This window comes from Fodinibius salinus, assembly GCF_008124865.1.
In the GTDB taxonomy this organism is placed as follows: Bacteria; Bacteroidota; Rhodothermia; order Balneolales; family Balneolaceae; genus Fodinibius; species Fodinibius salinus.
Map to the genome: position 1 here is coordinate 150,936 of NZ_VNHY01000004.1, position 24,195 is coordinate 175,130.

Here is a 24,195-nt window from a genome sequence, read left to right on the forward strand (position 1 = left end):
TTATCCTGGTATTATCGTACCAAATTTTTGGCCCGGTTTAAATATTGTGTTCGGCCTCTAGTATATATGACTATGGCAACCAGCTTATCCATTGAATTCAAGGGTTGGGATATACGGCAATTATGATTCCATATAACAACGAGTTATCCCAAGCGTAGCGCGGGATGAACGTCCAGTTATATGGAATCCGATAGTCCAAATATTAATGGATCTCAACCACACAAGCGGCCCTTTCGCGCACAATTATCCCTTTCTAAGCAATTACATCCACAAAATACGCCTCATCACCGCCGGTACCGGTCCTTAAAAAGCCCTTAAATTATCCACTTTCAGCCATATAAATCCAGATATTTAGGAATTTAATAAGATGATAACAGATAAATACCAATATTAAGGGTTAGCGTTGGATATTCGTGGATATTAATTGATAAAAATAGATATAAAAAGATAAAAATGGATGATAATTGATATAAATAGATAAAAATTGATACCCCCTTGCCTGCCTAATCTTCAATAATCAATTTACGGGTGCGCTGTGGAGCAACTGGTAGCTCGTTGGGCTCATAACCCGAAGGTTGGCGGTTCGAATCCGCTCGGCGCCACTACTTTTAACCCTCACAAACAACAGAGGTACCAGATATGAAAAGCAAGTATTTTGCCCCGTTGATGTTGCTGGTTATGGTCCTTTTTACGACGGCCATACAACCGGTTGAAGCATCACCGGCCCCCGATCTCGACACTACCATTGAAGTGGCAGACGCTGACAATTCAGCCGTCCAAGCCCCGGTTCTAACGTCCATTATGGACTATCAACTCTCTGATACCGGTTCACAATATACCGCAATGGAAGTGTGTAACTCTTCTTTCCATTATGATGGACTAATTGACCATCAAATTATTATCGTGCAAGCTCCCGAAAATAGCGTTTTACAAGAGCAAGCAGGATATACACCCTACAGAGCCAGGTCAAATATAGGCCAACTCTCTATTTACGCATGATACTTTAGTGCCCTTCATTATGGAGGGCACGCTATATTTTTTAAATCAATTTTTAGCAATGGCAAAGGCGGCATCAAATAATACTTCAACCTCAAAGGAACCGCAGGAAGGACATGAGCAACCCTTTTTGCAAAATACAGGCGACAATCCCGTAGGTGAGAATAGCCAACATAAGAATGGCAACTCATCAAATAGGGGCCGTCAGCCATTGCCTAGTTTAGATGACACCGAAGACCCTGCAGAAGAATCACAATTTGCATTTTCCAAAAAGCGTATAGAAGAAAACTATCCCTTCTTTGGCACCTTATTAAAGCGCGAAAACGGACTATATAAGCGCAAAGAGGTTATTTCAAAAGATGAACCGCGGACTATCGAATATGTAAAAGAGCGGTACCAGGGTGGTGCTTACCAGCTGCGCCAGACCGTTAAAGGTGACGGAGAACGTAAAATTAACTTTAATGTTTCGGGTGTAGAAAAGCCTGACAACACGAAATCCGGGAACTCAAATTCCGATAATGAAAAATTAGACGAAAAATTTATAGCTGGGCTGCGGCAAGACTTAAAGAAAGAGATTCGCAGCGACTATAACGATTTAATTGAACGCCTGGAAAAGCGACTAGAGGCCCGCAACGATGAACTGGACGAGTTGAGCCGTAAAAACCGGCAGCTGTCCGGAGAAATGGCCGAACTGGAACGCAAGAACGCCCGAAACGCACGCGAAGACCAAAAAGAGTATGAGCGTAAAATTGATACGCTTAAAGAAGACAAGCGCGATCTGGAATTTGAGGTTTTTGAGCTGGAACAAGAGTTAAAGTATGCCGACGCCGAACAAGGTTTTGACCTTAAAAGCATGCTTAAAGATGCCGCTAATGATCCTAATATACGCGCCATGTTGGCCCCTATTTTAGCCAAACTCTTTGGCGGTGGACAAATGCCACAGCAACCGGCAGCACTGAACGGGCAACGCGCCAACCCATCAGCCGCCAACTCGCAACCCGACACCACGCAACCTACATCCTCCGAAGCTTCGGCGCAGGAGGGCGATAACGCGCAAGAAGATAACTCGGAACCCGCCAACTCGAAAAACGAAACTCAACAGACACAAATGCAGCAGCTTGTAGAGCAATTTCAAACCGGAGTAATAAAGACAGTAGCATCCTCTATGGTTAACGGTCAGCCCGAAGCCTCGGAATTACAAGAACTAGTAGTAAACGGCGTGCAAGAGCTGGAAAACCAAGGTATTTCACCACAGCCGGCTATGTGGGTGCAAATTGCAAAACAACTGGTAGAATTTGCCCTTGATAATTCCGTAACGGCAGAAAAGGCGGCCAATACCATAAAACCGATTTTACAGCAACTGGATGGAGCGGCAAACAATTTAAAATATTTGCCGGCAAAAGGCGCAGCACATGCGCTTATCAACTTTTATAGCATTGATGTAACAGATGCCCAAAAACAGTTTTTGATTGATATTTTAGACGAATTTAAACAACAGTTATCACAATCTGAATAATGGCCTTACCAATTATTCAAATACATCAGATTCCCAACAGTCAACGGTCAACACCACGACTGCGGGGAGGGAACGGGAGCGTACGGCCCGGGAACTCTCCATTTATGATACGTCAGGACTATCCAGGTCTTGATAAAGTGTTGAGCGAAATGAAACGACTGGTTAAAGAATACAAAGGGAATCCGAAAATAAGAGACAAGGCCGTTACGCTTACAAAAGGTATTGCAAAAGACGGCAGAACAGGCCTGCCGGACCGCCGCAACTATCATAATATTGCATCGGCTGTTTACGATTGGATGAAGCAAAACATTGCCTACATCCGCGATCCCGACGATATTGAATGGCTACAAACGCCGCTTGTTACGCTCAAAAACGGCTACGGTGATTGTGATGACCTTTCGGTATTAGCCGGTGCCCTGCTTAGCAGTATTGGGGTACCAACGCAGTTTAAAGTTGTTAAGGCAGATCGCCGAAAGCCTAATTCTTATTCACATGTTTATTTAGAATACAAGGTAAATGGAAGCTGGCAGCCGTTTGACCCGACCCTGCACACCAAAGCAGGCGACGGACTTAACGACAGCCAAATATTTGATTCAAGAACGATTCTGCTAAGTGATGGACTCTCTGATTGTGGATGCGGGTGCGGCGGCAGCTGCAGTTCTGGTAGTGGGCTTTCTGATGTAATGGCTGGTGCAAATTGGAATATGATGGGCCTGCTGTTATTAGGAACAGCCTTTGGTTTTGCCTATTGGAAACAGAATTTAGCGACAACTTAGTCATAGTGTGTTGATTCGGGCTGTTGGGGCTTGAATGATAATTAACATCACATTATGGCACTTTTAGCAACAAATAACAGCCTTTCGGATGCCGGATCGCAGGTGTCAAACCAGCGGTTGGCAGAGTATGTCAAAAAATTACAAGCCCAAGAAGGCGGCAGCGATCCCGGCAAGCACAAAATTAATGGCAACATGGCTTGGTGGGAGCGCGAACAGCCGTCCGATCATCCCATGAATAAATATTTTGACTCACTGGGACGCGACGGTCAAAAAGTACTGGCAGATCTTAAATCTAAAGTGCCCGAAGCCTTTAACAACATTTCTGCTGACCAAACACCCGATATGGGAAAAGGTGATAATGCCGGAACCACACCAGACACCACACAACCCGTGCCCACGCAACCCGCCAACACCCAATCAGGTTTTGTATCAAAAATTATGAACACCGATCCCAAAGTGTGGTACGTGGTAGGCGGCGGCGCTGCAACATTAACGTTAATTGCAATTTTAGCAAAGTAATATGGGACAGCTAATAGGATATAACACAGATCAGGATCACAACTTGGGCTTTATTGATGCTGATAGGATAAAAAAGCTTGCTAAAGAAAGAAATCGCATCCGTCAGCAGCTTTCGGAGTTTACGACGCCCCAAGAACGCAGAGATTTTGTAGCCCAATTTGGCGCGGTAGATCGTATTGGTACGACGCCTCAAGAAATGGCCTATTTCTATACCGGCGAAGATGATTTTAAGCATAAAAATGTATCTGCCAACCACCAGCGATTTTTAGATGAATTAATGCCGTGGTTGGAACAAAAAATGGCAAAGCGCCAGCCGGATATTACAACACAGAACGAAAATCAACCGTCGGTACCGCAAAATAATAACCAAAACAATATCCAGGCAGGCTTTGGCGGATTTAATTTATCTCCTACAACTATAGGCATAGCCGCAGGCGGTGCAGTACTGCTTACAACCGGCATACTATTACTAAGTAATTAAAAAATGGGAAAACTACTAGGTGCTGACATACAAAATGATGATGAGTTAGGTGCAGCAGCAGCTATTGCTACAGGTGCAGCTACGCTCTATAACATTGGCCGTAATATATTTGGCGGTAGAGATGACTGTACAGCAGCTAAGAAAAAAAATGAGCAGAAAATACGCCAGCTGTTACAGCAATTTACAACGCTTCAAGAACGTAAACGATTTGTACAAAAATTTAATGCGCTAGATCGTATTGGTGCAAGTCCGCGAAGTATGGCAAGATTCTGGATTGGTGAAGATGATTGTAAGCACAAAAATGTATCTGATAACCATCAGCGATACTTAGATGAGCTTATTCCATGGATTCAACAAAAAGTAAAGCAGAAGACAAATGATAATCCATTAAAAGGGGCTTTTGGTGATTCTGCAGCAGATATATTAGGCGGCATAGGTACTTTTTTAGCGTTAAGCAGTTTTGCGTATTTCGGATATGAACAACTTAAAGACAAGGTATAATTATGTTATTAGCTAAGGAAAAACAAGACGAGCACGATCACAGTTTAGGTGAATGGTTTGAAGATGTCGGCCAAGGAGATTTTGCTAAAAATCTCGAAAATACCGCTGATACGGTTAACAAAGTCAGCAGTTCAAGCTCACGCATTGCAAGCAGCATACAAAGTATATTTGGCGGCGGTGGCAGCGACGGTGGCGGCAGTGGATCAGGGTCAGTGCCGGCAATTAAAATTAGTTCTCAACCGGCGGGGCAAGGCGGTTCTAACGTGCTGTTATATACCGGTATTGGTGTAGGGCTACTATCACTGGCGGGAACAGTCTATTACATCTCACAACAAAATAATTAATTATGCCACGGTTAGCAGAGCAGAGTTCTAGCATACAGTCATCGAATGATAATTTATCTGGCTTCTTGTTCTTTGGCGGCTCTCACGAGCGAAATAAAGAAGCATTTAACGCCGCTCCCGATGACCAGGTAACAGTTTTCTTTGATGCCGGTTTTAATGGTAAATCAATGTCATTTCCACCAGGCGCTTTTAAACTGTTTGGAAAAAAGAATAGAGATGAAATTTCATCTATTAAGGTTCCCAAAGGGTTAAAACTTGAAGTTTGGACCGGCGGCCCTCCCTCCCATCCGGATTTAGGACCAGACTCAAACCCACGGAAAAAGAAAGAATTTACTTCATCCGTAGCCTATGTAGGCGACGAACTAAACGACAAAATTGATACACTGCGTGTTTCTATTTACGCATCAGCAAAAGAGCAACAAACAGGATTTGATTTTGGCGGCGATGAATCAAGCACTACGACAAATGGCGAATCTGAATCTACAACTACCGCACCCGACAACACACAAAGCAGTAACGGGCAACCCGACACCACGCAACCCGAACCCCCAGGACAAGGCAATACGCTAATGTATGCCATAATAGGCGTCGGGGCGGTTACCGCTATTGGATCAGCCGTACTATTAACAAGAAACTAATTTATTTGTTATGCCACTACTTACCCAAAACGGTTCCACGATAGAAACAGATTTACTTAGCGATAGCAGTGCCAACAGCGAAAGTCCGTGTACCGCTATCATTAATCAAGACAATGGCACAGATAAACCCGACACCACGCAACCCGAAACGCCACAAGTAAATTGCAAATGGCTGTACGACTGGATGCAAAAAGAGTGGGTGCCGTGGGCCGTGGCCGCTGGATTTGGCATTCTTTGGATAACAAAAGGCAGTAATTAAGCAAATGGCACAAAACAATACCAACATACCAACAATTAACTTAAAAGGCATTGGCGCCGGAGAGGTACGCGTAGATGAGATTACAAATACTACACGTACGATTATCAACGAATTTCGAAAATTGAACGGTAAAGAGCCGCTGGAAGTGGAACAGGATAGTTCTGATACAACCATATCCCAAACGGACGTTAATTGGGCAAAGATGCGCAAATATGGTCTTTATACCATTGGCGGTGTTACGGCAGTCTATTTAATTGGCAAAGCTTTAGAATAATGCAAAAACAAAAAATAGCAACATTAGGTAACGACAATGTGCTTGCTGACAGCAACAGTTTAGCAGGTACTTTTTCTCCCGATATCGTTTCGGTAAAGGTTGTGAACCGATTTCCGTCAAAGGGATTGCCGCCTAAAGGCGTTCCTTTTTCACTTGAAGTGCAAGTAGATGTAGATCGTACAATTGGCAGCCAGGCACGGGAATTTTATACCGGATGGTTGCTTACTGTTAATGCCGCCCGTTGCCCTGATGTAGTAGTTGCAGCGCGAACGGCTTATACCGCTGATCCCAAAGTATTAGCAATATCTGATGTCATTACTGATATCACAAAAGGCTGTGTAGGCAGTGTTAAGCTTTCATTTCCAAAATCATATCGTCCAAGCGAAAAAGATTGGATTCAACTAGAAGTATATGATGAAGGGACATCAAAAGAATCTATTAAAAACGGAAATACAGATCCTCTATATATCGGAGAGAAATTTCAACCGCGACTTAGTTATGAGCAAGGTGTCGCAACGGGAGTGTATGAACAGAAAACAGGTGTGTTGGGCTTTCAGCAAGGTTCCCTTAATCCCTTTGCCGGTGCCTTTAGCGGCGTAGGCAATACTGTGAAAAGCCTTACTGTCTTAATTGCCGTAGGAACCGGCGGGTACCTGCTGTGGAAGAACGGCGAAAATATCCAAGAATATATTGATGATAAGATAGATGCCGCAAAGCCTTCAAATATTAAAAAGAAATTAACCAAATGAGCAGAGTAGGCGACATAGAAGAAGCCCAGGTTATTGACGAAGAAACGTTGCCGCTTTCCGGCAATGGCAACGGCAGTACGTGGATCCAATGGCTGGCAAAACAAGCCGATAATATTACATCCGGAAATCGCGGCGGCTGGGTTACCGAAGCTCTGATACTTGCAGATCTGACAGATAATGAAGAACAGCTTAAATCTGCCTATCAGGCTAATAAACAAGCTATTGACAACTACTTTGAACAGGTTGATGTAGAGAAAATTATCAACGATGCCGGACCAGGCATTCAAAAACGCCTGCAAAAAGGAATTACAGAAACAGTGAAAAATAACGTACCCGGTTTTTTGGCCGGAACTATTGTAGCTGCCGGATCGATAATTGCAATCAAAAAGTACAGAGATAGCAATGATTAGTACCGCTGAACTTGCTAATACAGAATTTGAGGGGATTACACTGCCAGATCCATACGGCGATTTCTTAGGCGAAATTCCCAATGATGCTTCTATGTCTATTTGGGGTCCGCCCGGTTCCGGCAAATCTACATTTGCTATTGCACTGGCATTGATATTAGCAGATAAAGTGGGTAAAGGCATTTATTGCAGCAGTGAGGAAGGACCGGGGCCATCCATGAAAAGCAAAATTAAACGCTTAAAGGCCGAGCATGATAATGTACTTGTTTCCGATTATGAAGGTATTGAAAGGTTAAAATCTGCCGTAGAATTTAGCCATTCAAACTTTGTAGTGGTTGACAGCATCAGTAAGAGCGCAATAACCGTAGCCGAATTTGAAGAGTTTTTGGACTGGTGTAAAAAACAGGATGTCATTTCCATATTCATCCTTCATACTACCAAAGAGGGTACCTATAAAGGTCATACCGAATTTATCCACAATCCGGATATCGAAATTAAGGTAGAAGACGGTTTGGCAAAGATTGATAACAAAAACCGCTTTCAAGAAACACCCCGCGAAATGGAAGTGGAGTTTGAGCGGGATGCGGCAGACGGCAGACGACAGACGGCGGATGACAGCAGCAGAAAAAATCCAGAAGAAGATGAACGATATCGGAACCGTGTAATTATAGAGCATTTTCAACTAGATACATATAGAGATGCTGACTTCGATTATTTTAAAAAATGGTTAAAAGAAAATTACCCCGACCGCAAAGATGAAGCTTCGGAAATATGGGATACGCCGAAGTATGGATATGATCGTCCGGATCCGAAAGCGGATCGCGAAAACCCCACAACCGCTGGAAGTGATTTAGTTGGCATTCCGTTTATCGAAAACCCCGGTAAAGAGCTGCGGGAAAACCGTGGTGTTAAGCCCGACGAGATATATCAGATGGTTACTGATATGATCATTAATACCATTGAAGATAAAGGTCATTTACCATGGCAAATGGCATGGGATGACAGCAGCCTAAGCGGTGGGAAAACTGCAACAAACTTTGTTAGCGGCAACGCCTACCGAGGTATAAACTTTTTTATGCTCAACTTTCGTCAGGTTATAAATGATGACGGAGAGCTGACGCTTGAAATGATCAATTTTGATAACCCTTATTTCCTCACATTTAACCAGGTAGATGATTTAGGCGGTAAAGTAAAAGAAGATAGTCGCGGCCAAAAGGTTATATATTTTACTAAGCTGTATAAGATCGAGCAAGAGGATCCCGAAATTGATTTCGGAACGTATAGCTTGGATGAAATGATCGAGTTTGTAAAGGAAAATTACGATGACATTAACCGTACCGGTGGCCGTTCCCCAGAGCAGGTTGCAAAAAGCAAATATATCCCAATTCTAAAATACTATAATGTATTCCATGCCAGTGATATTGAAGGCATAGATTGGGGGGAACTGCCTAAAAATGAGAATGCTGATAAGTCAACCGAATTAAAAATTAAGGTGGCAAAAGCTATTTACGACCACTATCCCAATGCTCCGGAGATAAAGCATACAGAACCGCGGGCATACTATCAGCCGGATATGGATTTCATTAACATGCCGCCACTGGATCGGTTTGATGAAGAGCAATTTTACCATACAACGCTTTTCCACGAAGCAGTACATAGCACTGGGCATAAAAGCCGATTGGATAGGAATTTGAAAGGTGGCAAAACGAAAGCCTTATATGCCAAAGAGGAACTAATTGCTGAAATGGGCGCGGTTTATCTGTGCTCTGAAAGTGGGATTTTATTTAAGACTCTTGATAACAGCGCAAAGTATTTACAGAGCTGGAACAAACGGCTGGTTGGCAAAATGAAAGATGATAACCGGTTCTTTTTCCGAGCTGCATCCCGTGCACAAGCCGCGGCCGATCATATTTTGGACCGCAACGAAGACGGCGTGCCAGCATATCGAGCTGATGTAAGTTTAGATAATCGCGAAAACCCCACAACCGATACACAGTGCCTTGTCAGCGCCAAAGCACAAACCAATGAAGAAAAAAACGGCATTGAGATCCAGTTTAGCGACGCACCGCCCAAGTGGGTCCGTGATCAGCTAACAGACAACGGCTTTACTTTTTACAATCCCAATGATGGGGAATCCTTTTGGGCCGCCGAAAAAACATCTAAGCGTAAGCAAGTGATTGAATCTATTGCCGGTGATTTAGACCAGGCAGTTGTTAAATGGAAACCAAAGACTGACAAGCAACCCGACACCACACAACCTACATCCTCCGAAGCCTCGGCGCAGGAGGGCGAAAACACAGAGACCGATAACGCGCAAGTTAAAACAGATTCTGTTGATGTAGAGGTCAAACACGTTCTAGGCAACAAAACCACCGTCGATTTTAAGGCTGATGGATCCATACAGGAACAAGGCCGGTATGCCATTGTGGAAGCTGCTGATCTCATTCCATCCCACAACAAAGATTGTACGCCAAACAGCGCCCATAAAATTAGCAAGGGCCAGCCCCGGGATCGCAGCCTAGATGCACTATGCAGCCAGCCCAAATTTATTGCGCAAAATCTTAATCCCACGTCTATCACACGGGGTAATCTGGCGTTCAACGGTGCCCCTACCACCCTGCCCGATATTCAACATATCCAGGGTAACGGACGTGGCATAGCTCTTGAAATTGTCTATGACGAGCACCCACAAAACGCTAAGAAATATGTCAATTACTTAGAAGATAACGCCGCAGATTGGGGGTTCACGAAATCCGAAATAGAAGAATTTAAACAACCGGTATTAATACGCATTCTGGACGTATCCAAAGACCGTGCCATTGAACTAGGCAATGTGGTAGATACCAGTCAAGCCAAAATGAGTAAGGTTGATCAAGGCAAGGCTTATATTCGCAATCTCCCCAAAGACCAAAAACAAGTAATTGGCAATTTAATCAATAATTCCAGCGGCGAAACGCTGGGCGAAGTGATTAATGATGTAGGTTTACGCATCATGGATCAGTTCGAGGATTTAGACCGGCAGGGACTAGTAGAAGAAAACAGCCTGACCAGTGAAGGGAAAGACTTTTTACGATCAGTGTTTGCCGGACTTGTTTTTGATTCTGATGAAAACAAGCAAGCGCTGCAACACTTTATGAATTTGAAGCACACGCAAAAAGCAGGATTGCAGCGGGCATACGGAAATATCATCCCGTTTATTGATACCGATGCCGATCTGACGCCTACTATTCAAAAGGCGGTTGAAATTACAGCACAAGTGCAGCAAAAAGATGGTATTGATACCGTCCGCGACTTTATGAGTCAATCCGATGCTTTTAGCGGTGCCAATAAAGATGAGTTTTCAGAGCAACAGGCACAGCTGGCACGCTTTCTACTTGATGCGGATACCCAAAAAGCCATTCGCAATGGTTTTCGAATGTATCAGTATAAGATTAACGGCAAAGAAGATCTGTTTAATCCGATTGAAAAAGTCTCTCCGGAAAAGGCCTTTAAAGATGCTTTTGTAGAGCGGATTCGTATTAATCCTGATGGGGAGCAAGTGAAACTGCAGGCGGTATCTGAATTTGATACCGGTGAAATTATACGCGATTTCTATGACACTGATAAGTACGAAGTGGTTGGCACAAAAGATGATAATTATATCATCAAAAACACCCGCACCGGCAAAAAAGAAAATATAGCACCTGATGTACGACGCTTTGTGCCTGACCGAAGCGAAACACCTACGATGGAACTGTTCGATGATTTCCGCACAAACCCCAAAGATCCGCTGGTGTATATCGGTTTTACAGAACGCATCCATATTGATACCGGAAACGGCATGAAGGCCCTAAAAGGTGAATTTCCGACCTTTTTAAGTGATAACAAACTGTACATTGTACCACCAGATAAGGTAGAACAGGTAAGCGGCGTGGTTGAAGAACAGGATGCCATTGAAGGCTTTGAGGAATGGCATAATTATGATGCTGATGATACTGATTTTGCTATTGACTGGCCCGAAGATGCACCGGCAGAACCGATTGGCACAGCATCAAAAATTTGGTATGGATCTGACAAAATTATGCAAGAAGGAGACCAGGAAGGCATGTTTAATTATTATGTACACGAATTTGACGCCGGAAAGCGTCCGGCCGTGGTAAAAGGCGATATAATGATTGTTGGGAATATCGACTGGAATAAACGCGGACTACTTAACTAAAACAACTAATAGATTTCTATGAAACGTTACGCAAAAAATCCAGCACCGGACGATATCGAAACGCTACAAAATCCGGCAGAATTTGTAATTCAAAACCCAACACCAAAAACCAATAAGAAAATGGCAAAGAGAAAACGAGACTCTGACGGAAAGTTTAAATCAAAACGAAGTAATCCTATGGATGCTGCAGATGAGTTTGTCGATACCGGCAAAAATTTATTCATGCAGTATGGCCTTGCGGCTCTGGCATCTACCGGAACCGTAAAGGGTGCGGAATTTCTGATTAATCAAGTTCCTGACATTCCACAATGGGCTAAAGAATGGGCAATGATTGCCGGCCCGGCAGCAGCAGGTATTATTGTATCTATGATGGCCGACCGGCGCAATGCTATATGGCAGGGCGTATCCGGCGGTATGGTTCTTGCAAGCGCCAACGGATTGTCTGACAAGCTGATTAAAGGCGAAAGCCCATCCGGTGCTAAAAATGGCAGCGGTAACGGTGGAGACGGCATGTCCGATGGCGTTGTAGAAAAAGGCGATTTAATCGTTAAGCCCGATGGCTATTTGTATGATCAGGACGGTAAGAAAATTGCACGTATAGACGCTGCCGGAATGCAGGCAGATCCACAAGCAATGCCTGCCGGCAACAATCAAGCAATGGTGCCTGAAACTAACACAGAGCGCGGCAGCTTTTCGCAAAATGACGACCATCTGCTGCAAGACAGTACAACGAACTTTGAACAAGGTGAAGTGTTTAATCCCTAATATAAAATTTGCCGCTTTTTGCGGCTTATAAGACGTGGAGTTGATTCGATTGACTGTTGGGGTTAATCGAAAACTCAAAGACAAAAGAGGAACTCCCTATGTCTTATAAGAACATTCCAGCACTACCCAGTAATATTGAAATTGTAAAGCGGTTTGATACGCGTGAAATCGACGGAAGCACATCCAGTTTGCAGCTGTTTCCGCCCAATCCCGCGCGTGATGAGTCGCAGCGAAACTACGTGAAAAACCCTTTCCAGGGTGATTACAACCACGTTGTACTTGATCTGTCGCTAAATCTTACCTCGCAGATCATTAAAGAGGACAGCGCAGGTAACGTTCTGCCCGCAACAATTATGAATGAGTTGAAAGACTCTACCGTACTTGTTGAAACGAACGGCGGCCGCACCGAGCGTATTCTGCAGCCTACAAGCGATTACATGAACTTCTCGCAAACGCGTTCCGAGCTGGCCGCAGCCGAGGATAATACGACCTCTCCGGCACCGCTTATTAGCCGCACGCTTGTAACAGTAGAGGCTACCGGCCCACGCCGCGTACCTGATCTGTTTTACTTGACGAAAAACGAGTCGTTCACATTCGATATTGAGTTCAACGACGGCAGTAATTTCCCAGCCGCCGCGGACTACAGTCCCGGACGCTTGGCAATTACCGCGCAGTTTACGCTTGCGCAGATGAGCGACCAGCAGCTTAATAAGTATAAAAATAAGTTCCGTTCTGCAAATGGCTAACGGTGCTTTCTAAGCTAAGATACCTTAAATCTGTCTCCCGGATAATCGGGAGGCAGATTCTTTAATCATTCATGTAAAACGACGACGAAAACCATGAAAAATTCCAAAGAACAGTTAATTAAAAAAGCTTCGTACTATACCCCTGCCAAAAGCGTAGAACTAGACGCTTCGGGCGGTGCTAATGATGAACAAACCATTAAATTTACCGGACTTGATAATGAACTATACGGCGTAAACCGATTTTTGGCCGGAGGCACCGGATTAAATGAAGTGGTTGCAACCGCATCATTCAACAATGGGCGCGATGATAAATTTGAAGAAATCCATCTAAACTGCCTTAATCAGCTGTTTATGAACCGTTCATTGCGTGGTGCCCTTCCTATACAGCGCGGTGATGAAATGTTTTTAACGCTCAAAAACACTGGCGCTAATCCGCATATTGTCAATACCGAGATTATCGGATTTGATGATTTTCAGCTGCAGCAGAAGCGGCAAAAATATGAGTCCAACGGAGGTCAATTTCCTAAACCCGAATTTGTATACTTAAAAAATACGACTATCCCGGCAGGTACAACAAAAAGCAAGTTTTCAATCAGCTTGCCCTCATATAAACTGCGACTATATCGCATGGCCTTTGCCACCGATGATCCGGGACAGAATTTAACCGTTGCTATACGACAGGCGCGTAAAAAGATTAAGCCGGAAGTGTATATTTCACAGCTCAATAATGAGTTCAAAAATATGGATATCATACTTCCGCAAACACTTGCTGCAAGCACGCCCTTTGACCTGTTTGTAAGCAACGCTGACGGCGCTAATTCATACCAGCTGTCAATGCTGGCTGAATGCTATAAAATTTAAGGATTATTGCTATGGATAATGAATTAAAATTGCTGCTTTGCAAGCAAATTGAAGCGGTCAACCGGCTAATTGATGGTATCGGCGGCCCCACCGTCGGCACCAGCAATGGTACACCCGGAAGCCCGGATATTTCTGCACTGTCTCAAAAAATTTCTTTTGATGCCAATGGCGAAGCAACACTTGAAACCAATGAATATCGGCAGGGTTTTATTGTTGTAAATAAAACAAGTGATCTTGTTTATGGCATTGCCGATCAGGAACAAGCCACAGCAGATAATTTTACGTGGCAGATAGCATCAGAGGCAAGCGAATATTACATCCCTTCTAACGGTACATATACCGGCGAAGTGAATTTTAAAGCTGTTGGTGCAGGATACCTAATGGTAACTGAATTTTCATTTCAGATATAACAGCTATGAAAAAAGGCACAATACCACTGCGTAACTCATTAATAAGGCCAAATTTGCCATTTGGAGCTGGTAGTGGTTCTCAATCTGCAGACTTAACAATTACCCAAGAAGATAGTTATGGTGACGGCTGGAATGGTGCGGTGATGACAATAGAAGATTCTGATGGTAACGAAGTGTATTCTGGAGAGGTAGAATCAGGGAGTAAAGATACAGATATAATAACATTGGAATGCGGTGATTACACCGTTAATGTTACTTCTGGGAACTATCCAAGTGAAATTAGTTGGAAAATTGATAATACCGAAGGTACTATATTAGCCGGTGGTGCCCCCTCAAATAAAACATTTAATCCATGTACTGCTAAAGCTGATAACGAGGGGCCTATACCAAAAGATTCAAGCGGTACTATCAATAAAGACGTTGTTGTCAATAATCCAACATCAACTAGCTTAGATATTACATTTCAAGCAGCCGAAGATGATAACCCTCCCATTTCATACACATTATATGGCTCTAACAGCAATAATATATGTGCTTCAATAAGCGATGCAGAAAGCAATGGTGAATTTATAACCTCTTACAATGATATTAATAGTGAAAAGACATACACGGAGAATAATTTAAACCCTAATCAACAGAGATATTACACCGTTATTGCCGAAGATAATTTTGGAAATAAGACATTATACAACTGCGGTAATGATACAACTTTAGCTGATACAAGTGCTCCATCTGCAAGAGGACCGTTTTTTGGTCAACGAACACAGGGCGATTTCCAAAATGCAGTACGGTTTATTAAACCGGATGGTTCGGGCGGTTATGAAAGACAAGCATTTACCTTTTATCAAACTGGCCCAAATGCATCTGATAGTATAGATGCTATATTAGATGGAGACAGGAATATTAGTGTGCGAGTTGGTAAGGATAACGTAACTGGTACAATTGACTTGGTTTATGAGTTTTATATTTCTGATTCACCCCAGCTAACACCTGCTGATGTTGAAAATAATAGTGAATTAATTGCAACATTAACTGATCAAGGTGGACTTCCACTAGATGAAGTAGAAGCTGTCCACGGTCCTTTTACGTTGAGAAGTCTAAATACTGTAGCAGAGAGTAAAAACAATTATTATTTCAATACAATTGTAAAGGATGAAGCTGGTAATAAAGGACTGTATAACACTGGTATTTTATGCTCAAAATGGGTGTACCGGCAAGATATAAATTTTATTTCAGTTACTTCTTCTAGTTTTGATATTCAGTTAGGTATAGATCAATGCTTAACTAACGTTTCTTTCCCATTTACGCCAAATGTAGAGCTATATTATTCAACTCAAAATAATATTTGGGGTTCTGCGTCTCGTATTAGGCAAAATGGAATTAATGTTTATGATGGCCCAACGAACTATGAATTTACTGATTATAACTCCAAATCAGCCACGACTGACGGTAATGCTTATGATGTATTCAACGGTAAATATACTGGGCTGCAGTCAGACACATTGTATTATCTCTCATTTATTGTAAGCGATCCGGTTGGTAATGAACTAATCGGTTATCCTGTAGCAGTTAAAACATTATCATAAATGGTAACATCCACGCAAATATCGAACCAGCTTGCTGCCGCCCGCATAAATGGGCTGCTGCAATACTTTCGGCAGGCCGCCCGCCGGTGGAATATCCCCGTTGAAATTCTATTGGCCGTAGCATCCCGCGAAACACAGATCGGCACTAACAGGTTTTATCTCAATAACAATTTTACCGGCCGCGACGGCCATGGTAAGGGTATTATGCAGATTGACGACCGGTTTCACAATTTTGCACGCATCACAGCCCCCAACGACCACAGGGCTATGATTAACCACGGAGCGCAATTTTTAAGCGACCTAAAAAAGCGGTTTGGTAATATGAAAGATGCCCTTTCGGCCTATAACGCCGGACCCAGTGCCGTTATGAAGGCCTACATGCAAGGCGTTGATCCAGATAGCAAGACCACCGGCGGCAATTATAGCCGCGACGTGCTGCGGCGGGCACAGCTTATAAAAGATCAGCTGGGCATTACAACCGAAACAGCGGCATTTAACTACATTCCGGCTATACTACTGCTGGCAGCCGGAAGTGGATTTTTATACACGCAATTGCAAAAACAAAATTTATTATGGGACAACTACTAGGAGCCGTCGAAGATCACAATTTAGGGCGCATACAGCAAGAGGGTGCCGTTTTGGAACGGCAGCTTATTACCGAAGATGAAAAAGTGATGTCTGCCGATACGATTAGTACCGATTCCGGTACGGTGGGTAGTGAAGATATTAACACCGGTGATGATACGATTATTCCCGATTTGCCTGACGAAGGCCCCGGTCCGCAAACACTTGAGGCAATGGACACCGATGATGACAGCAGCACAAGTGATGATAGTAGCGGTTCGGATGATTCCACCAACGGTGATACCGTAGTGGTTGATCCCGTACTACCCGCCGAATGCCCCGGCGGTTGCCCCCCAAGTGCGACCTGCCAAAATGGGACGTGTGTTGTGGACGGGGAGCCAATGGATGGCAAGAAAATAACGATAACCGAAAACGGCGAATCTGATGACTCCGGTTCTGGAAACGGAGAATCACAAAACGGGGCCGGTTCCGGCAGCGGTTCAAAGGTAGTGAAAGCCAAAGGACAAAATATAATTGACAAAATTACAACGACTGTTAAAAACACTGATAACAAAGTGCTGTACGGTGTTGGCGGTGGCATTGCACTTATTACACTCATTTCAATCTTACAAAACTAAGTTATTATGCCTTTAATGAATCAAACAAATGCGATGGAACTCGAAAATGATAATGCGCTTGCCGAAAGCCAACGAACACTAAAAGTTTCAGATCCGCCTATGCAGGGTAGCGATGTTAAGCAGCTACAAAAAAAGCTGATGTCGAAAGGCTATGCCCTGCCCCAGTATGGCGCCGACGGTATTTATGGCACTGAAACTGCTGCGGCTGTTAAGGCTTTCCAAAATGATACGGCAGGGTTAGATGCTACCGGTATTGTTAATGCCCAAACGCGGAGTAAGATTAATAGTTCTGCACCGGCTACTACGTCGCAGGCATCTATCCTCTCGTTTGCTAATCCTATGAAGCTTAAAACGCAATTTTGGGATCCTCTTTCAAGCTCCCAGAAATGGATGTACGGCGGCGGTGCAGCACTCTTAATTGTGGCCGGCGGCATGGCAATACTGAACGACCAATAAGCCTGTGATGCGGTGTAATTTTAACTTTTTAATTCTAAAGTATAGCAGTATGCAAACAGCCATCGTTGCAGCTATTTCAAGTATTATAGGCGCGGGAATAACCGCAATTGCAAATTATTTTATCACAGTCAGAAAAACCGATTCTGCCGAAGAAAATACGTACTACGGGCGGCTCGATAAGCGCGTTAAGCACTTAGAAAAGGAATATGATGAGCTGAAAGCAAAAGTCAATTTGTGGACGTCTCGTTACTGGGGGCTGCATTACTGGCTGGTCCGTTTTTGCATGCTGAACGGAATTAGCCAAACACCGCCAAAATTCCACCAAATGAGCGCAGAAGAAATCGCAAATACAGAATTTAAAGAAAGCTATGAATCCTCTGAAAAAAATAAGTAACTGGATATCAAAAAAAATAATGGCTTTAAGAAAGAATATAGGTCCATTAATGTTTTATGCCCTGCTGGTTGGGCTAGGCGGCCTAATCACATGGGTTACCTATAACTACTTAATCATATTCAGTGATTTTGGATTAATCATGCTCTTTTTAGCCGTCTGCATCGGCATTTATCACGCCTTTGACAGCCTGGTATTGCACGAAATAGACTTTATAACTGAAATACAATCTGATGGACGAAAGCAGCAGGGAAATATCGCTTATGCGCTTGTTCTCGTGGCTATTGCTATTGTCATTCTTGCCGGTGCTATTACCGTCGGCTAAGGCACAGTTTCCGGCTCATGTTGATACGGCACTTACGTACTTTGGCCCCAAAGAGCAGGTTCGCGAAAACTACGGTTTAGATATAAAGAAATTCTTAGGATCGGTAGGTTTAGGGCAGGGTTATCCTTACTGCGCAGCTTTTAACAGCTATTGCCTGGATGCCGCCGGTGCTGTTGAACCTACCGTTCGTTCAGCTTCATCCCGCGATTTTATCACAGAACAAAGCATTGATGCAAAGAAAGTATTGCGCGGCCAGAAAAACGTTCCCCGCGGATGGATTCATGTGATGCCGAAAGGCGAAACGCCGTACGGACATACCGGCATTGTCATTAAGCAGTTCAACAATGCGAAAGTGCTTGCCATTGATGCCAACACCGGCACGGGATTAGAAGGCGAAAGTGAGCGCGAAGGACAAGGTGTTTGGGTACGGATTCGGCAGATTTACAGCAGCTGCTATTTTTGCATCAAATATTTTACACCGGTTAAGTATGAAAATTGAGCTAAAACACATATTGATAACCGCACTGGTATTAATCCTGTTAATTGCAGCGAATGTCTATCAGTGGAATAATCCGCAGGTGGTAGAAGTACCGGCAGAGCAAACAAAAATTGATAAAGGAGCGTGGGTACAGAAAAGCGCCTACCAAACCCGCGCGGCGATTATCGACAGCCTTAGAGCGCAAAATGAGAAGCTTGCTGATAGGATCGAAGATACCGGCGACAAAATTGCTAACTATACGTCCATCATTGGCAATCTTCGGCTACAGTTAGATTCTGTGAAAAACGAAAGTGCAACGAATGCAATTGATCTTACCAGTCTCTTAGTTCAACGCGACAGCACACAATTTGCTGATACTACCTTTACGCGGACCGAAATTTTCGGGGACAATTTTTTGAGCGTAACGGCAACGGCAAAAATCCAAAACAATACAATGAGTTTGGATATCCAGCAGCCGCAGCAACTGCGGCCGCTGCGCATTGATGTAGCCAACACCACCAATGAGAGCCGCACCCGCAACTTACTGTACGTGCAAAGTCCGGATCTGGACAGCGTACAAGTGCGAAGCGTTACTGGACTAGAACCCAAAAAAGAATTGCCAAAATTTTGGATAGGCGCGGGAATTGGAGTTGCAGGAACGCTGACAGGCTTTATACTGCTGAAATAAATTGCTTTGCAGCTTCGTTTTTGGATATATTGCAGTACTTCTCAAATAAACCCACTGTTATGACGGACAAAAGAAACAATCCCAAGGTTGACCAAAAGCCGCCAAAGGCAGACTATGTGGGTGAAGACCCATTGAAAGAAGCCGTGGGCATTTGGAAGGATCGCTGGCCCGATGATAAAACTTCTACCGAAATTGCAAAAGAAATGAGAGAGCAGCAGTGGAAGAGATCTTAATTGACACTGATATTTTTATCGAGATATTTCGCGGTGATGAAGTGTTGCGTGCAGAGATTGCCAACTATCACCTGTTTACCAGTGTCGTATCTTATATTGAGCTTATCCAAGGTACAACCACCAGCCGGAAAGAGATCCAGCAAATAAAACACTACTTGCGTAATACCCGAATACTCCACATAACCGAAGATATAAGCCGTAGTGGAATGGAGCTGGTTGAATACTATGGACCAAGCCACAATTTAAAGCTTGCGGACGGGCTAATTGCTGCCACAGCATTAGAATATGGAATGTATTTTAGGACAAATAACAAGAGAGACTTTGAGTATATCGAAGATATCGATATGTAAGGGTATTGCCATTCAGTTATCAAGTTTTTGTTCCTGATCTATTTTATGTTGCTTTTCAAGTAATTTTTGCGCTTTAAGGTGGGTGTACTCTCTTGTTTGGCTCGTCTTCGAATGGCCCGACATAAATTGTGTTTCAAAAATATTATACCCCTGTTCCAGCCAACGTGTTATTCGCTCATGCCGCATTCCATGAAGGGTTCGACTTGTTGGGATATCTGCCTTTTTAATGTATTTGTTAAACGCTTTCGATGCTCTGGCTCCGGTTACGGGATAGCCTTTCCGCGGACCCCCGTTATAAACAAACAGATAGTCATCAGCCCCAACTTCACCGCGGATACTTAAATATTCATCAATTAACTGCTTGCAGTATGATGGTACAGGGATGGACCGCTCTTTACGTCCCTTGGTAGGCGGCAGATAAATAAGTTGTAGCATGCTATCATCAAACTGCAAATTGCGCCCCTGTAAGCCCGAATATGGAAGCGTACTTTTATAAGCTGCTTCATGCTTTCGCAACCCGCAAAAGAAGTAGATCCCTATCAACGGTTTAAACCAATGCTGGGCTTGGTTTTTATCATATTCCGGGAGTTGCAATTTGCGTTCTAAATCTTTGTCAAAGGCATTGAATAATTCTTTTAGCTCTTTTGCCCGAAGCATCTTTGGCCTGGTATTACTTTTTTTGTCCGGCAGGTCTTTTTTGATAGCTGCAAAATAGTTGTGCTCTACTACATCCCAGTCTAGCAACTTATTCCAAAAAACCCGCAGCTGTTTAAAGTAAAAATGCCTGGTTGCCGGTTTTATATTTGGCTTAAAAATCACCTTTTCGAAATGGTGTTGGCGAACCATAAGCGGCGGCAGATCAGCAATATCATTAAGTGAAATAAAGTGCTCAATCGCTTGTTCATAGGCCCCGGAATTATGGATAGTTCTATTTTCGGCGTTATGGACGGTGGAGTTTGATAAATGTGATTTTCGGTTATAAAAATAGTCAGCAGCTTCGCGAAGGGTATTAATTTGGATCTGCTTATCATTTCGGTTGTACTCTTTTAAAATAGCCTGCGGTTCAAACTCTTTATGGTAGGGATCGATCACATTGCGGTCCTCTAATTTTTCTAGCGTTTCTAGGGCTTTTTCTGCCTCTCTTTTATTGCTTAAACCCAGACTTTTAACGCGCTCTGTGGTTTCCCCTTCAACCATTCGCGAAAACTTAATGTAATAGTTCGATCCTCTTTTCTTTAATGAAGCCATAAAAAATTATGCCAAGTTAATTTTGTACCCAAATTGTACCCAAAATTGTACCCAAATTGTGTGAAATTTATGAATAGAACCGTTCATAATATTTCACATATTTCACATTATTTCATGTGGGTGTTCGCGGATAGGCAATAAAAAAAGCCGTTCTAATAGAGCTAACGCCCATTAAAACGGCTTATAAACGTTGGTAAGAAAGGTGTCGGGACGGCCGGACTTGAACCGGCGACCTCACGACCCCCAGTCGTGCGCTCTACCTGGCTGAGCCACGTCCCGATTAGCAGATGCTTAAGATAGCACTGTCAGCTGCAAAACTCAACCTTCCTTCGGTCGTTGTAATTGTAATTCGAATCCCCCATATTGCTTATCAAAATTGACAATTGTGCCCATAGCTAACGGTTACCATTCATGAATTTCCCTTCCCTGAATCAAATTATTCAAAAGTCATCCAAAACCCTGCAACGCTTTCCGCTGGCACTGGTATCAGCCTTCATAGCCACTTTTACAGCCATATACCTTGCTGATCTTTCTTATGAACAAACCACACGGGCTGATCATCTTTATGGCCTCATCATGGTTACTGTTTTAGGCATTGCTCTCTTTACAGTGATTCAACTCATTTGCGAAAAAGCAAAAGCATCGACGAATATCAAAATTGGGAGTAATATTGTTGGAGTAGGGCTATTGGTAGGCTACTATTTTCTGCTGCCTGCAGACCTGCATCATGCACCCAATGAATACATCTTCCGATATATTCTCTACGTTCTTGCTGTTCACCTGTTGGTTGCCGTCGGTCCGTATTGGAACAGTGGCGAAATGTCGGAATTCTGGCAATATAACAAATCGCTATTCTTGCGATTGTGCACGGCTATATTATTTTCAGCTGTATTATATGTGGGATTGACCATCGCAATGGCCTCCATCAATGTACTGCTTGAAATAGACATCGATCCGGAACGGTATTTCCAGCTCTTTGCTTTTACGGTCGGTATTTTTAACACTTGGTTCTTTCTGGCCGGGATTCCAAAATCGTTTGGCAAGCTCTCTGAGACTGAACACTATCCCAAGGGACTCAAGATCTTTACCCGCAATATCCTTATTCCTCTTGTAGTTATCTATACGGTGATTCTTTATCTGTATATGGGTAAAATTATTGTGGAATGGTCTTGGCCGCAGGGATGGGTTGCATATCTTGTACTAAGCTTCTCTATTGTTGGAATATTTGCTCTCTTGCTATTACATCCCATCCGGGAAAAGGTAGAGAACAAATGGATTAAGGGATTTTCGAAAATATATTTTTGGGCTCTGGTCCCATTAGTCATATTACTTTTACTATCAATCTGGGTTCGAATTGACGAATACAATTTCACTATTAACCGATACTTTGTGCTTGCACTGGGATTGTGGCTAACCGGAATTGTTAGCTACTTTATTGTCAGTAAAACAAAAAATATCAAGGTCATTCCCGCCTCCCTGTTTGTTACTGCCGTACTGGTGTCCCTCGGCCCCTGGAGCGCCTTTTCCGTAGCCGAACAGAGCCAAACTAACCGGCTGGAAAGATATTTAACTAAGCATCAAATTCTTGCTAATGGCACAATTCAAAAATCCGAAGAACCCGTGCCTTTTGAGGATCGCAAAGAAATCAGCAGTATCATTCATTACCTGCACGACTCACATGGCATTACCAGCATCCAGCCATGGTTCGAACAAGACCTCACCAATCTGAGAACATCAGTTTCCAATGCCGATTCTGTTCGTCAACTAAGGTATAACGAAACGCCGAAACACATTGTAGAACTTATGGGCATTGAGTACGTACAGAAAGGACAGCAGTCGAATCAGGATTCCAATTCTTATCAGTTCTCAGCCGAAAAAAATAACATTATTCCTGTTCAACAATACGACTGGATTATTGATTATCCGGTCTTCAAGGATGGTAACTCAGCAAATGCTATCAACATTGATGGAGATTCCCTGTATCTTAACCAGAAAGACGTAATACTAAATATATCGTTGGCCAGTCGGCCAGAGGATACCCTTAAAGTTGATTTTCAACCGCTGTTTGAATCCTTATCCCAAAACTATAAGCGGTCAAGTGATTTCGATATCCCTCAAGAAGAGATGATGATTGAATCCTTAAACGAGCATATGCAAACCAGATTTTATATATCCAGTATCCACTTTAAAAAGCAGGATAGTACAGTTTCCCTAACTAATCTGGATGGTAAACTGTTGTTGAAGCTCAACAGATAAAGCTGTGATTTATGCTCCCCAGCGGAGAAACGGAGAACAAAGTATCCAATAAGGATGCTTGATTCAGTTGAAAAGCACAATTTCTCTCGAAGTTCACAATCAGGTAAATAATTCGTTTAACTAATCCTGGCTTTGGCATAACTCAACCAACACGCCATGGTTGTCTTTAGGGTGAACAAAAGCAACCAGCTTGTTATCGGCGCCTTGCTTGGGCTTTTCATTAAGTACCGTAAATCCCTCATCACGCAGTCGGTCAAGCTCAGCATGTATATCCTCAACCTCAAAAGCTACGTGATGCATGCCTTCACCCTGTTTATCTACATACTTCCGAATCACCGAATTAGGATCCGTTGGTCCCAACAACTCTACTTTTGATTCACCCGTCTTAAAAAAGGCAGTATCAACCTGCTGATCTTCAACCACTTCACGTTTATAGCACTCTTCATCCAGCAAGTTTTCATATGTTTCTACAGCCTTTTCAATATCTTCAACTGCGATACCTATATGGTCTATATGCATAATAATAGAATTCGGGATTCGGT

Annotated in this window: 30 protein-coding genes and 2 tRNA genes; 29 read left to right on the forward strand and 3 right to left on the reverse strand. The window is 43.3% G+C overall.

The genetic code is table 11. The features are described from left to right. Positions 1 to 529: 529 nt before the first annotated feature. The 28 genes from LX73_RS11400 (at position 530) to LX73_RS11530 (ending at position 20,149) form a co-directional block, all read left to right on the forward strand. Positions 530 to 602: transfer RNA gene (locus LX73_RS11400), tRNA-Met, on the forward strand. Between the two features lie 37 nt (positions 603 to 639). Next, positions 640 to 999 (forward strand): hypothetical protein, encoded by a 360-nt coding sequence (locus tag LX73_RS11405; protein ID WP_148899634.1) that lies wholly within the window; start codon positions 640 to 642, stop codon positions 997 to 999. A gap of 58 nt (positions 1,000 to 1,057) precedes the next feature. After that, positions 1,058 to 2,512: a hypothetical protein gene (locus LX73_RS11410; protein ID WP_148899635.1), complete on the forward strand. Its 1,455-nt coding sequence runs from the start codon at positions 1,058 to 1,060 to the stop codon at positions 2,510 to 2,512. Continuing rightward, the gene (locus LX73_RS11415) at positions 2,512 to 3,288 is read left to right on the forward strand and encodes a transglutaminase-like domain-containing protein (RefSeq protein ID WP_148899636.1); all 777 of its coding nucleotides are present in this window, start codon (positions 2,512 to 2,514) and stop codon (positions 3,286 to 3,288) included. Before LX73_RS11410 ends, LX73_RS11415 begins: the two co-directional genes overlap by 1 nt. Positions 3,289 to 3,342: 54 nt before the next feature. Further along, positions 3,343 to 3,807: a hypothetical protein gene (locus LX73_RS11420; protein ID WP_148899637.1), complete on the forward strand. Its 465-nt coding sequence runs from the start codon at positions 3,343 to 3,345 to the stop codon at positions 3,805 to 3,807. Position 3,808: 1 nt separating this feature from the next. After that, complete coding sequence (locus LX73_RS11425; RefSeq protein ID WP_148899638.1) at positions 3,809 to 4,288, forward strand: hypothetical protein; 480 nt, start codon at positions 3,809 to 3,811, stop codon at positions 4,286 to 4,288. Between the two features lie 3 nt (positions 4,289 to 4,291). After that, positions 4,292 to 4,789 carry a hypothetical protein gene (locus LX73_RS11430; RefSeq protein WP_148899639.1) on the forward strand — a complete coding sequence of 166 codons (498 nt, stop codon included), beginning with the start codon at positions 4,292 to 4,294 and terminating at the stop codon, positions 4,787 to 4,789. Between the two features lie 2 nt (positions 4,790 to 4,791). After that, a complete protein-coding gene (locus LX73_RS11435) occupies positions 4,792 to 5,133 on the forward strand; it encodes a hypothetical protein (RefSeq protein ID WP_148899640.1) in 342 nt (113 codons plus the stop codon). A gap of 2 nt (positions 5,134 to 5,135) precedes the next feature. Then, positions 5,136 to 5,771, forward strand: coding sequence for a hypothetical protein (locus tag LX73_RS11440; protein WP_148899641.1), 636 nt, complete (start codon positions 5,136 to 5,138; stop codon positions 5,769 to 5,771). A 10-nt stretch (positions 5,772 to 5,781) separates the two neighbouring features. Further along, on the forward strand, positions 5,782 to 6,030 hold the full coding sequence (locus tag LX73_RS11445; protein WP_148899642.1) for a hypothetical protein: 249 nt from the start codon (positions 5,782 to 5,784) through the stop codon (positions 6,028 to 6,030). A gap of 4 nt (positions 6,031 to 6,034) precedes the next feature. Beyond that, positions 6,035 to 6,304 carry a hypothetical protein gene (locus tag LX73_RS11450; protein ID WP_148899643.1) on the forward strand — a complete coding sequence of 90 codons (270 nt, stop codon included), beginning with the start codon at positions 6,035 to 6,037 and terminating at the stop codon, positions 6,302 to 6,304. Continuing rightward, a complete protein-coding gene (locus tag LX73_RS11455) occupies positions 6,304 to 7,053 on the forward strand; it encodes a hypothetical protein (protein ID WP_148899644.1) in 750 nt (249 codons plus the stop codon). Before LX73_RS11450 ends, LX73_RS11455 begins: the two co-directional genes overlap by 1 nt. After that, positions 7,050 to 7,463, forward strand: coding sequence for a hypothetical protein (locus tag LX73_RS11460; protein WP_148899645.1), 414 nt, complete (start codon positions 7,050 to 7,052; stop codon positions 7,461 to 7,463). Before LX73_RS11455 ends, LX73_RS11460 begins: the two co-directional genes overlap by 4 nt. Then, on the forward strand, positions 7,456 to 11,658 hold the full coding sequence (locus tag LX73_RS11465; protein ID WP_148899646.1) for a zincin-like metallopeptidase domain-containing protein: 4,203 nt from the start codon (positions 7,456 to 7,458) through the stop codon (positions 11,656 to 11,658). The genes LX73_RS11460 and LX73_RS11465 overlap by 8 nt, the downstream gene beginning before the upstream one ends. A gap of 18 nt (positions 11,659 to 11,676) precedes the next feature. After that, complete coding sequence (locus tag LX73_RS11470; RefSeq protein ID WP_148899647.1) at positions 11,677 to 12,423, forward strand: hypothetical protein; 747 nt, start codon at positions 11,677 to 11,679, stop codon at positions 12,421 to 12,423. Between the two features lie 98 nt (positions 12,424 to 12,521). Beyond that, the gene (locus tag LX73_RS11475) at positions 12,522 to 13,169 is read left to right on the forward strand and encodes a hypothetical protein (protein WP_148899648.1); all 648 of its coding nucleotides are present in this window, start codon (positions 12,522 to 12,524) and stop codon (positions 13,167 to 13,169) included. 93 nt (positions 13,170 to 13,262) lie between these two features. Next, the gene (locus tag LX73_RS11480; RefSeq protein ID WP_148899649.1) at positions 13,263 to 14,030 is read left to right on the forward strand and encodes a hypothetical protein; all 768 of its coding nucleotides are present in this window, start codon (positions 13,263 to 13,265) and stop codon (positions 14,028 to 14,030) included. A gap of 11 nt (positions 14,031 to 14,041) precedes the next feature. After that, the gene (locus tag LX73_RS11485; protein WP_148899650.1) at positions 14,042 to 14,440 is read left to right on the forward strand and encodes a hypothetical protein; all 399 of its coding nucleotides are present in this window, start codon (positions 14,042 to 14,044) and stop codon (positions 14,438 to 14,440) included. Between the two features lie 5 nt (positions 14,441 to 14,445). Next, complete coding sequence (locus LX73_RS11490) at positions 14,446 to 16,026, forward strand: hypothetical protein (protein WP_148899651.1); 1,581 nt, start codon at positions 14,446 to 14,448, stop codon at positions 16,024 to 16,026. Continuing rightward, positions 16,027 to 16,614, forward strand: coding sequence for a transglycosylase SLT domain-containing protein (locus tag LX73_RS11495; protein WP_148899652.1), 588 nt, complete (start codon positions 16,027 to 16,029; stop codon positions 16,612 to 16,614). Continuing rightward, on the forward strand, positions 16,599 to 17,228 hold the full coding sequence (locus tag LX73_RS11500; RefSeq protein ID WP_148899653.1) for a hypothetical protein: 630 nt from the start codon (positions 16,599 to 16,601) through the stop codon (positions 17,226 to 17,228). The genes LX73_RS11495 and LX73_RS11500 overlap by 16 nt, the downstream gene beginning before the upstream one ends. A 6-nt stretch (positions 17,229 to 17,234) precedes the next feature. Further along, entirely contained in the window at positions 17,235 to 17,684 is a 450-nt protein-coding gene (locus tag LX73_RS11505; protein ID WP_148899654.1) for a peptidoglycan-binding domain-containing protein, read from the forward strand. Positions 17,685 to 17,733: 49 nt separating this feature from the next. After that, a complete protein-coding gene (locus tag LX73_RS11510; protein WP_148899655.1) occupies positions 17,734 to 18,078 on the forward strand; it encodes a hypothetical protein in 345 nt (114 codons plus the stop codon). Positions 18,079 to 18,097: 19 nt separating this feature from the next. Beyond that, positions 18,098 to 18,400, forward strand: coding sequence for a hypothetical protein (locus LX73_RS11515; RefSeq protein ID WP_148899656.1), 303 nt, complete (start codon positions 18,098 to 18,100; stop codon positions 18,398 to 18,400). Continuing rightward, entirely contained in the window at positions 18,309 to 18,899 is a 591-nt protein-coding gene (locus LX73_RS11520) for a CHAP domain-containing protein (RefSeq protein ID WP_148899657.1), read from the forward strand. The genes LX73_RS11515 and LX73_RS11520 overlap by 92 nt, the downstream gene beginning before the upstream one ends. Continuing rightward, positions 18,889 to 19,566 (forward strand): hypothetical protein, encoded by a 678-nt coding sequence (locus tag LX73_RS11525; protein ID WP_148899658.1) that lies wholly within the window; start codon positions 18,889 to 18,891, stop codon positions 19,564 to 19,566. The genes LX73_RS11520 and LX73_RS11525 overlap by 11 nt, the downstream gene beginning before the upstream one ends. Before the next feature lie 59 nt (positions 19,567 to 19,625). Next, positions 19,626 to 19,799, forward strand: coding sequence for a hypothetical protein (locus LX73_RS13025; protein ID WP_170245677.1), 174 nt, complete (start codon positions 19,626 to 19,628; stop codon positions 19,797 to 19,799). Beyond that, positions 19,784 to 20,149 (forward strand): PIN domain-containing protein, encoded by a 366-nt coding sequence (locus LX73_RS11530; protein ID WP_148899659.1) that lies wholly within the window; start codon positions 19,784 to 19,786, stop codon positions 20,147 to 20,149. The genes LX73_RS13025 and LX73_RS11530 overlap by 16 nt, the downstream gene beginning before the upstream one ends. Positions 20,150 to 20,161: 12 nt before the next feature. Here LX73_RS11530 and LX73_RS11535 read toward each other — a convergent pair whose 3' ends face one another. Next, on the reverse strand, positions 20,162 to 21,397 hold the full coding sequence (locus LX73_RS11535) for a tyrosine-type recombinase/integrase (protein ID WP_148899660.1): 1,236 nt from the start codon (positions 21,395 to 21,397) through the stop codon (positions 20,162 to 20,164). Between the two features lie 205 nt (positions 21,398 to 21,602). Continuing rightward, positions 21,603 to 21,676, reverse strand: a tRNA-Pro gene (locus LX73_RS11540). A 132-nt stretch (positions 21,677 to 21,808) separates the two neighbouring features. On the opposite strand from LX73_RS11540, the gene LX73_RS11545 reads away from it, so the two are divergent. Next, a complete protein-coding gene (locus LX73_RS11545; protein ID WP_148899661.1) occupies positions 21,809 to 23,653 on the forward strand; it encodes a DUF4153 domain-containing protein in 1,845 nt (614 codons plus the stop codon). 120 nt (positions 23,654 to 23,773) lie between these two features. Here the strand turns inward: LX73_RS11545 and mce are convergent, their stop codons facing one another. Next, positions 23,774 to 24,172: a methylmalonyl-CoA epimerase gene (gene mce / locus LX73_RS11550; protein ID WP_148899662.1), complete on the reverse strand. Its 399-nt coding sequence runs from the start codon at positions 24,170 to 24,172 to the stop codon at positions 23,774 to 23,776. Positions 24,173 to 24,195 lie beyond the last annotated feature (23 nt).

What these genes read in the sequence shown, in the direction of transcription:
- LX73_RS11470 (WP_148899647.1), top strand. Translation starts at nt 11,677, where the DNA reads ATGAAACGTTACGCAAAAAATCCAGCACCGGACGATATCGAAACGCTA.
- LX73_RS13025 (WP_170245677.1), top strand. Translation starts at nt 19,626, where the DNA reads ATGACGGACAAAAGAAACAATCCCAAGGTTGACCAAAAGCCGCCAAAG.
- LX73_RS11480 (WP_148899649.1), top strand. Translation starts at nt 13,263, where the DNA reads ATGAAAAATTCCAAAGAACAGTTAATTAAAAAAGCTTCGTACTATACC.
- LX73_RS11515 (WP_148899656.1), top strand. Translation starts at nt 18,098, where the DNA reads ATGGCTTTAAGAAAGAATATAGGTCCATTAATGTTTTATGCCCTGCTG.
- LX73_RS11435 (WP_148899640.1), top strand. Translation starts at nt 4,792, where the DNA reads ATGTTATTAGCTAAGGAAAAACAAGACGAGCACGATCACAGTTTAGGT.
- LX73_RS11485 (WP_148899650.1), top strand. Translation starts at nt 14,042, where the DNA reads ATGGATAATGAATTAAAATTGCTGCTTTGCAAGCAAATTGAAGCGGTC.
- LX73_RS11440 (WP_148899641.1), top strand. Translation starts at nt 5,136, where the DNA reads ATGCCACGGTTAGCAGAGCAGAGTTCTAGCATACAGTCATCGAATGAT.
- LX73_RS11455 (WP_148899644.1), top strand. Translation starts at nt 6,304, where the DNA reads ATGCAAAAACAAAAAATAGCAACATTAGGTAACGACAATGTGCTTGCT.
- LX73_RS11425 (WP_148899638.1), top strand. Translation starts at nt 3,809, where the DNA reads ATGGGACAGCTAATAGGATATAACACAGATCAGGATCACAACTTGGGC.
- LX73_RS11410 (WP_148899635.1), top strand. Translation starts at nt 1,058, where the DNA reads ATGGCAAAGGCGGCATCAAATAATACTTCAACCTCAAAGGAACCGCAG.
- LX73_RS11450 (WP_148899643.1), top strand. Translation starts at nt 6,035, where the DNA reads ATGGCACAAAACAATACCAACATACCAACAATTAACTTAAAAGGCATT.
- LX73_RS11495 (WP_148899652.1), top strand. Translation starts at nt 16,027, where the DNA reads ATGGTAACATCCACGCAAATATCGAACCAGCTTGCTGCCGCCCGCATA.
- LX73_RS11465 (WP_148899646.1), top strand. Translation starts at nt 7,456, where the DNA reads ATGATTAGTACCGCTGAACTTGCTAATACAGAATTTGAGGGGATTACA.
- LX73_RS11525 (WP_148899658.1), top strand. Translation starts at nt 18,889, where the DNA reads ATGAAAATTGAGCTAAAACACATATTGATAACCGCACTGGTATTAATC.
- LX73_RS11430 (WP_148899639.1), top strand. Translation starts at nt 4,292, where the DNA reads ATGGGAAAACTACTAGGTGCTGACATACAAAATGATGATGAGTTAGGT.
- mce (WP_148899662.1), bottom strand. Translation starts at nt 24,172, where the DNA reads ATGCATATAGACCATATAGGTATCGCAGTTGAAGATATTGAAAAGGCT.
- LX73_RS11490 (WP_148899651.1), top strand. Translation starts at nt 14,446, where the DNA reads ATGAAAAAAGGCACAATACCACTGCGTAACTCATTAATAAGGCCAAAT.
- LX73_RS11460 (WP_148899645.1), top strand. Translation starts at nt 7,050, where the DNA reads ATGAGCAGAGTAGGCGACATAGAAGAAGCCCAGGTTATTGACGAAGAA.
- LX73_RS11475 (WP_148899648.1), top strand. Translation starts at nt 12,522, where the DNA reads ATGTCTTATAAGAACATTCCAGCACTACCCAGTAATATTGAAATTGTA.
- LX73_RS11545 (WP_148899661.1), top strand. Translation starts at nt 21,809, where the DNA reads ATGAATTTCCCTTCCCTGAATCAAATTATTCAAAAGTCATCCAAAACC.
- LX73_RS11520 (WP_148899657.1), top strand. Translation starts at nt 18,309, where the DNA reads ATGGACGAAAGCAGCAGGGAAATATCGCTTATGCGCTTGTTCTCGTGG.
- LX73_RS11510 (WP_148899655.1), top strand. Translation starts at nt 17,734, where the DNA reads ATGCAAACAGCCATCGTTGCAGCTATTTCAAGTATTATAGGCGCGGGA.
- LX73_RS11445 (WP_148899642.1), top strand. Translation starts at nt 5,782, where the DNA reads ATGCCACTACTTACCCAAAACGGTTCCACGATAGAAACAGATTTACTT.
- LX73_RS11420 (WP_148899637.1), top strand. Translation starts at nt 3,343, where the DNA reads ATGGCACTTTTAGCAACAAATAACAGCCTTTCGGATGCCGGATCGCAG.
- LX73_RS11505 (WP_148899654.1), top strand. Translation starts at nt 17,235, where the DNA reads ATGCCTTTAATGAATCAAACAAATGCGATGGAACTCGAAAATGATAAT.
- LX73_RS11500 (WP_148899653.1), top strand. Translation starts at nt 16,599, where the DNA reads ATGGGACAACTACTAGGAGCCGTCGAAGATCACAATTTAGGGCGCATA.
- LX73_RS11405 (WP_148899634.1), top strand. Translation starts at nt 640, where the DNA reads ATGAAAAGCAAGTATTTTGCCCCGTTGATGTTGCTGGTTATGGTCCTT.
- LX73_RS11535 (WP_148899660.1), bottom strand. Translation starts at nt 21,397, where the DNA reads ATGGCTTCATTAAAGAAAAGAGGATCGAACTATTACATTAAGTTTTCG.
- LX73_RS11415 (WP_148899636.1), top strand. Translation starts at nt 2,512, where the DNA reads ATGGCCTTACCAATTATTCAAATACATCAGATTCCCAACAGTCAACGG.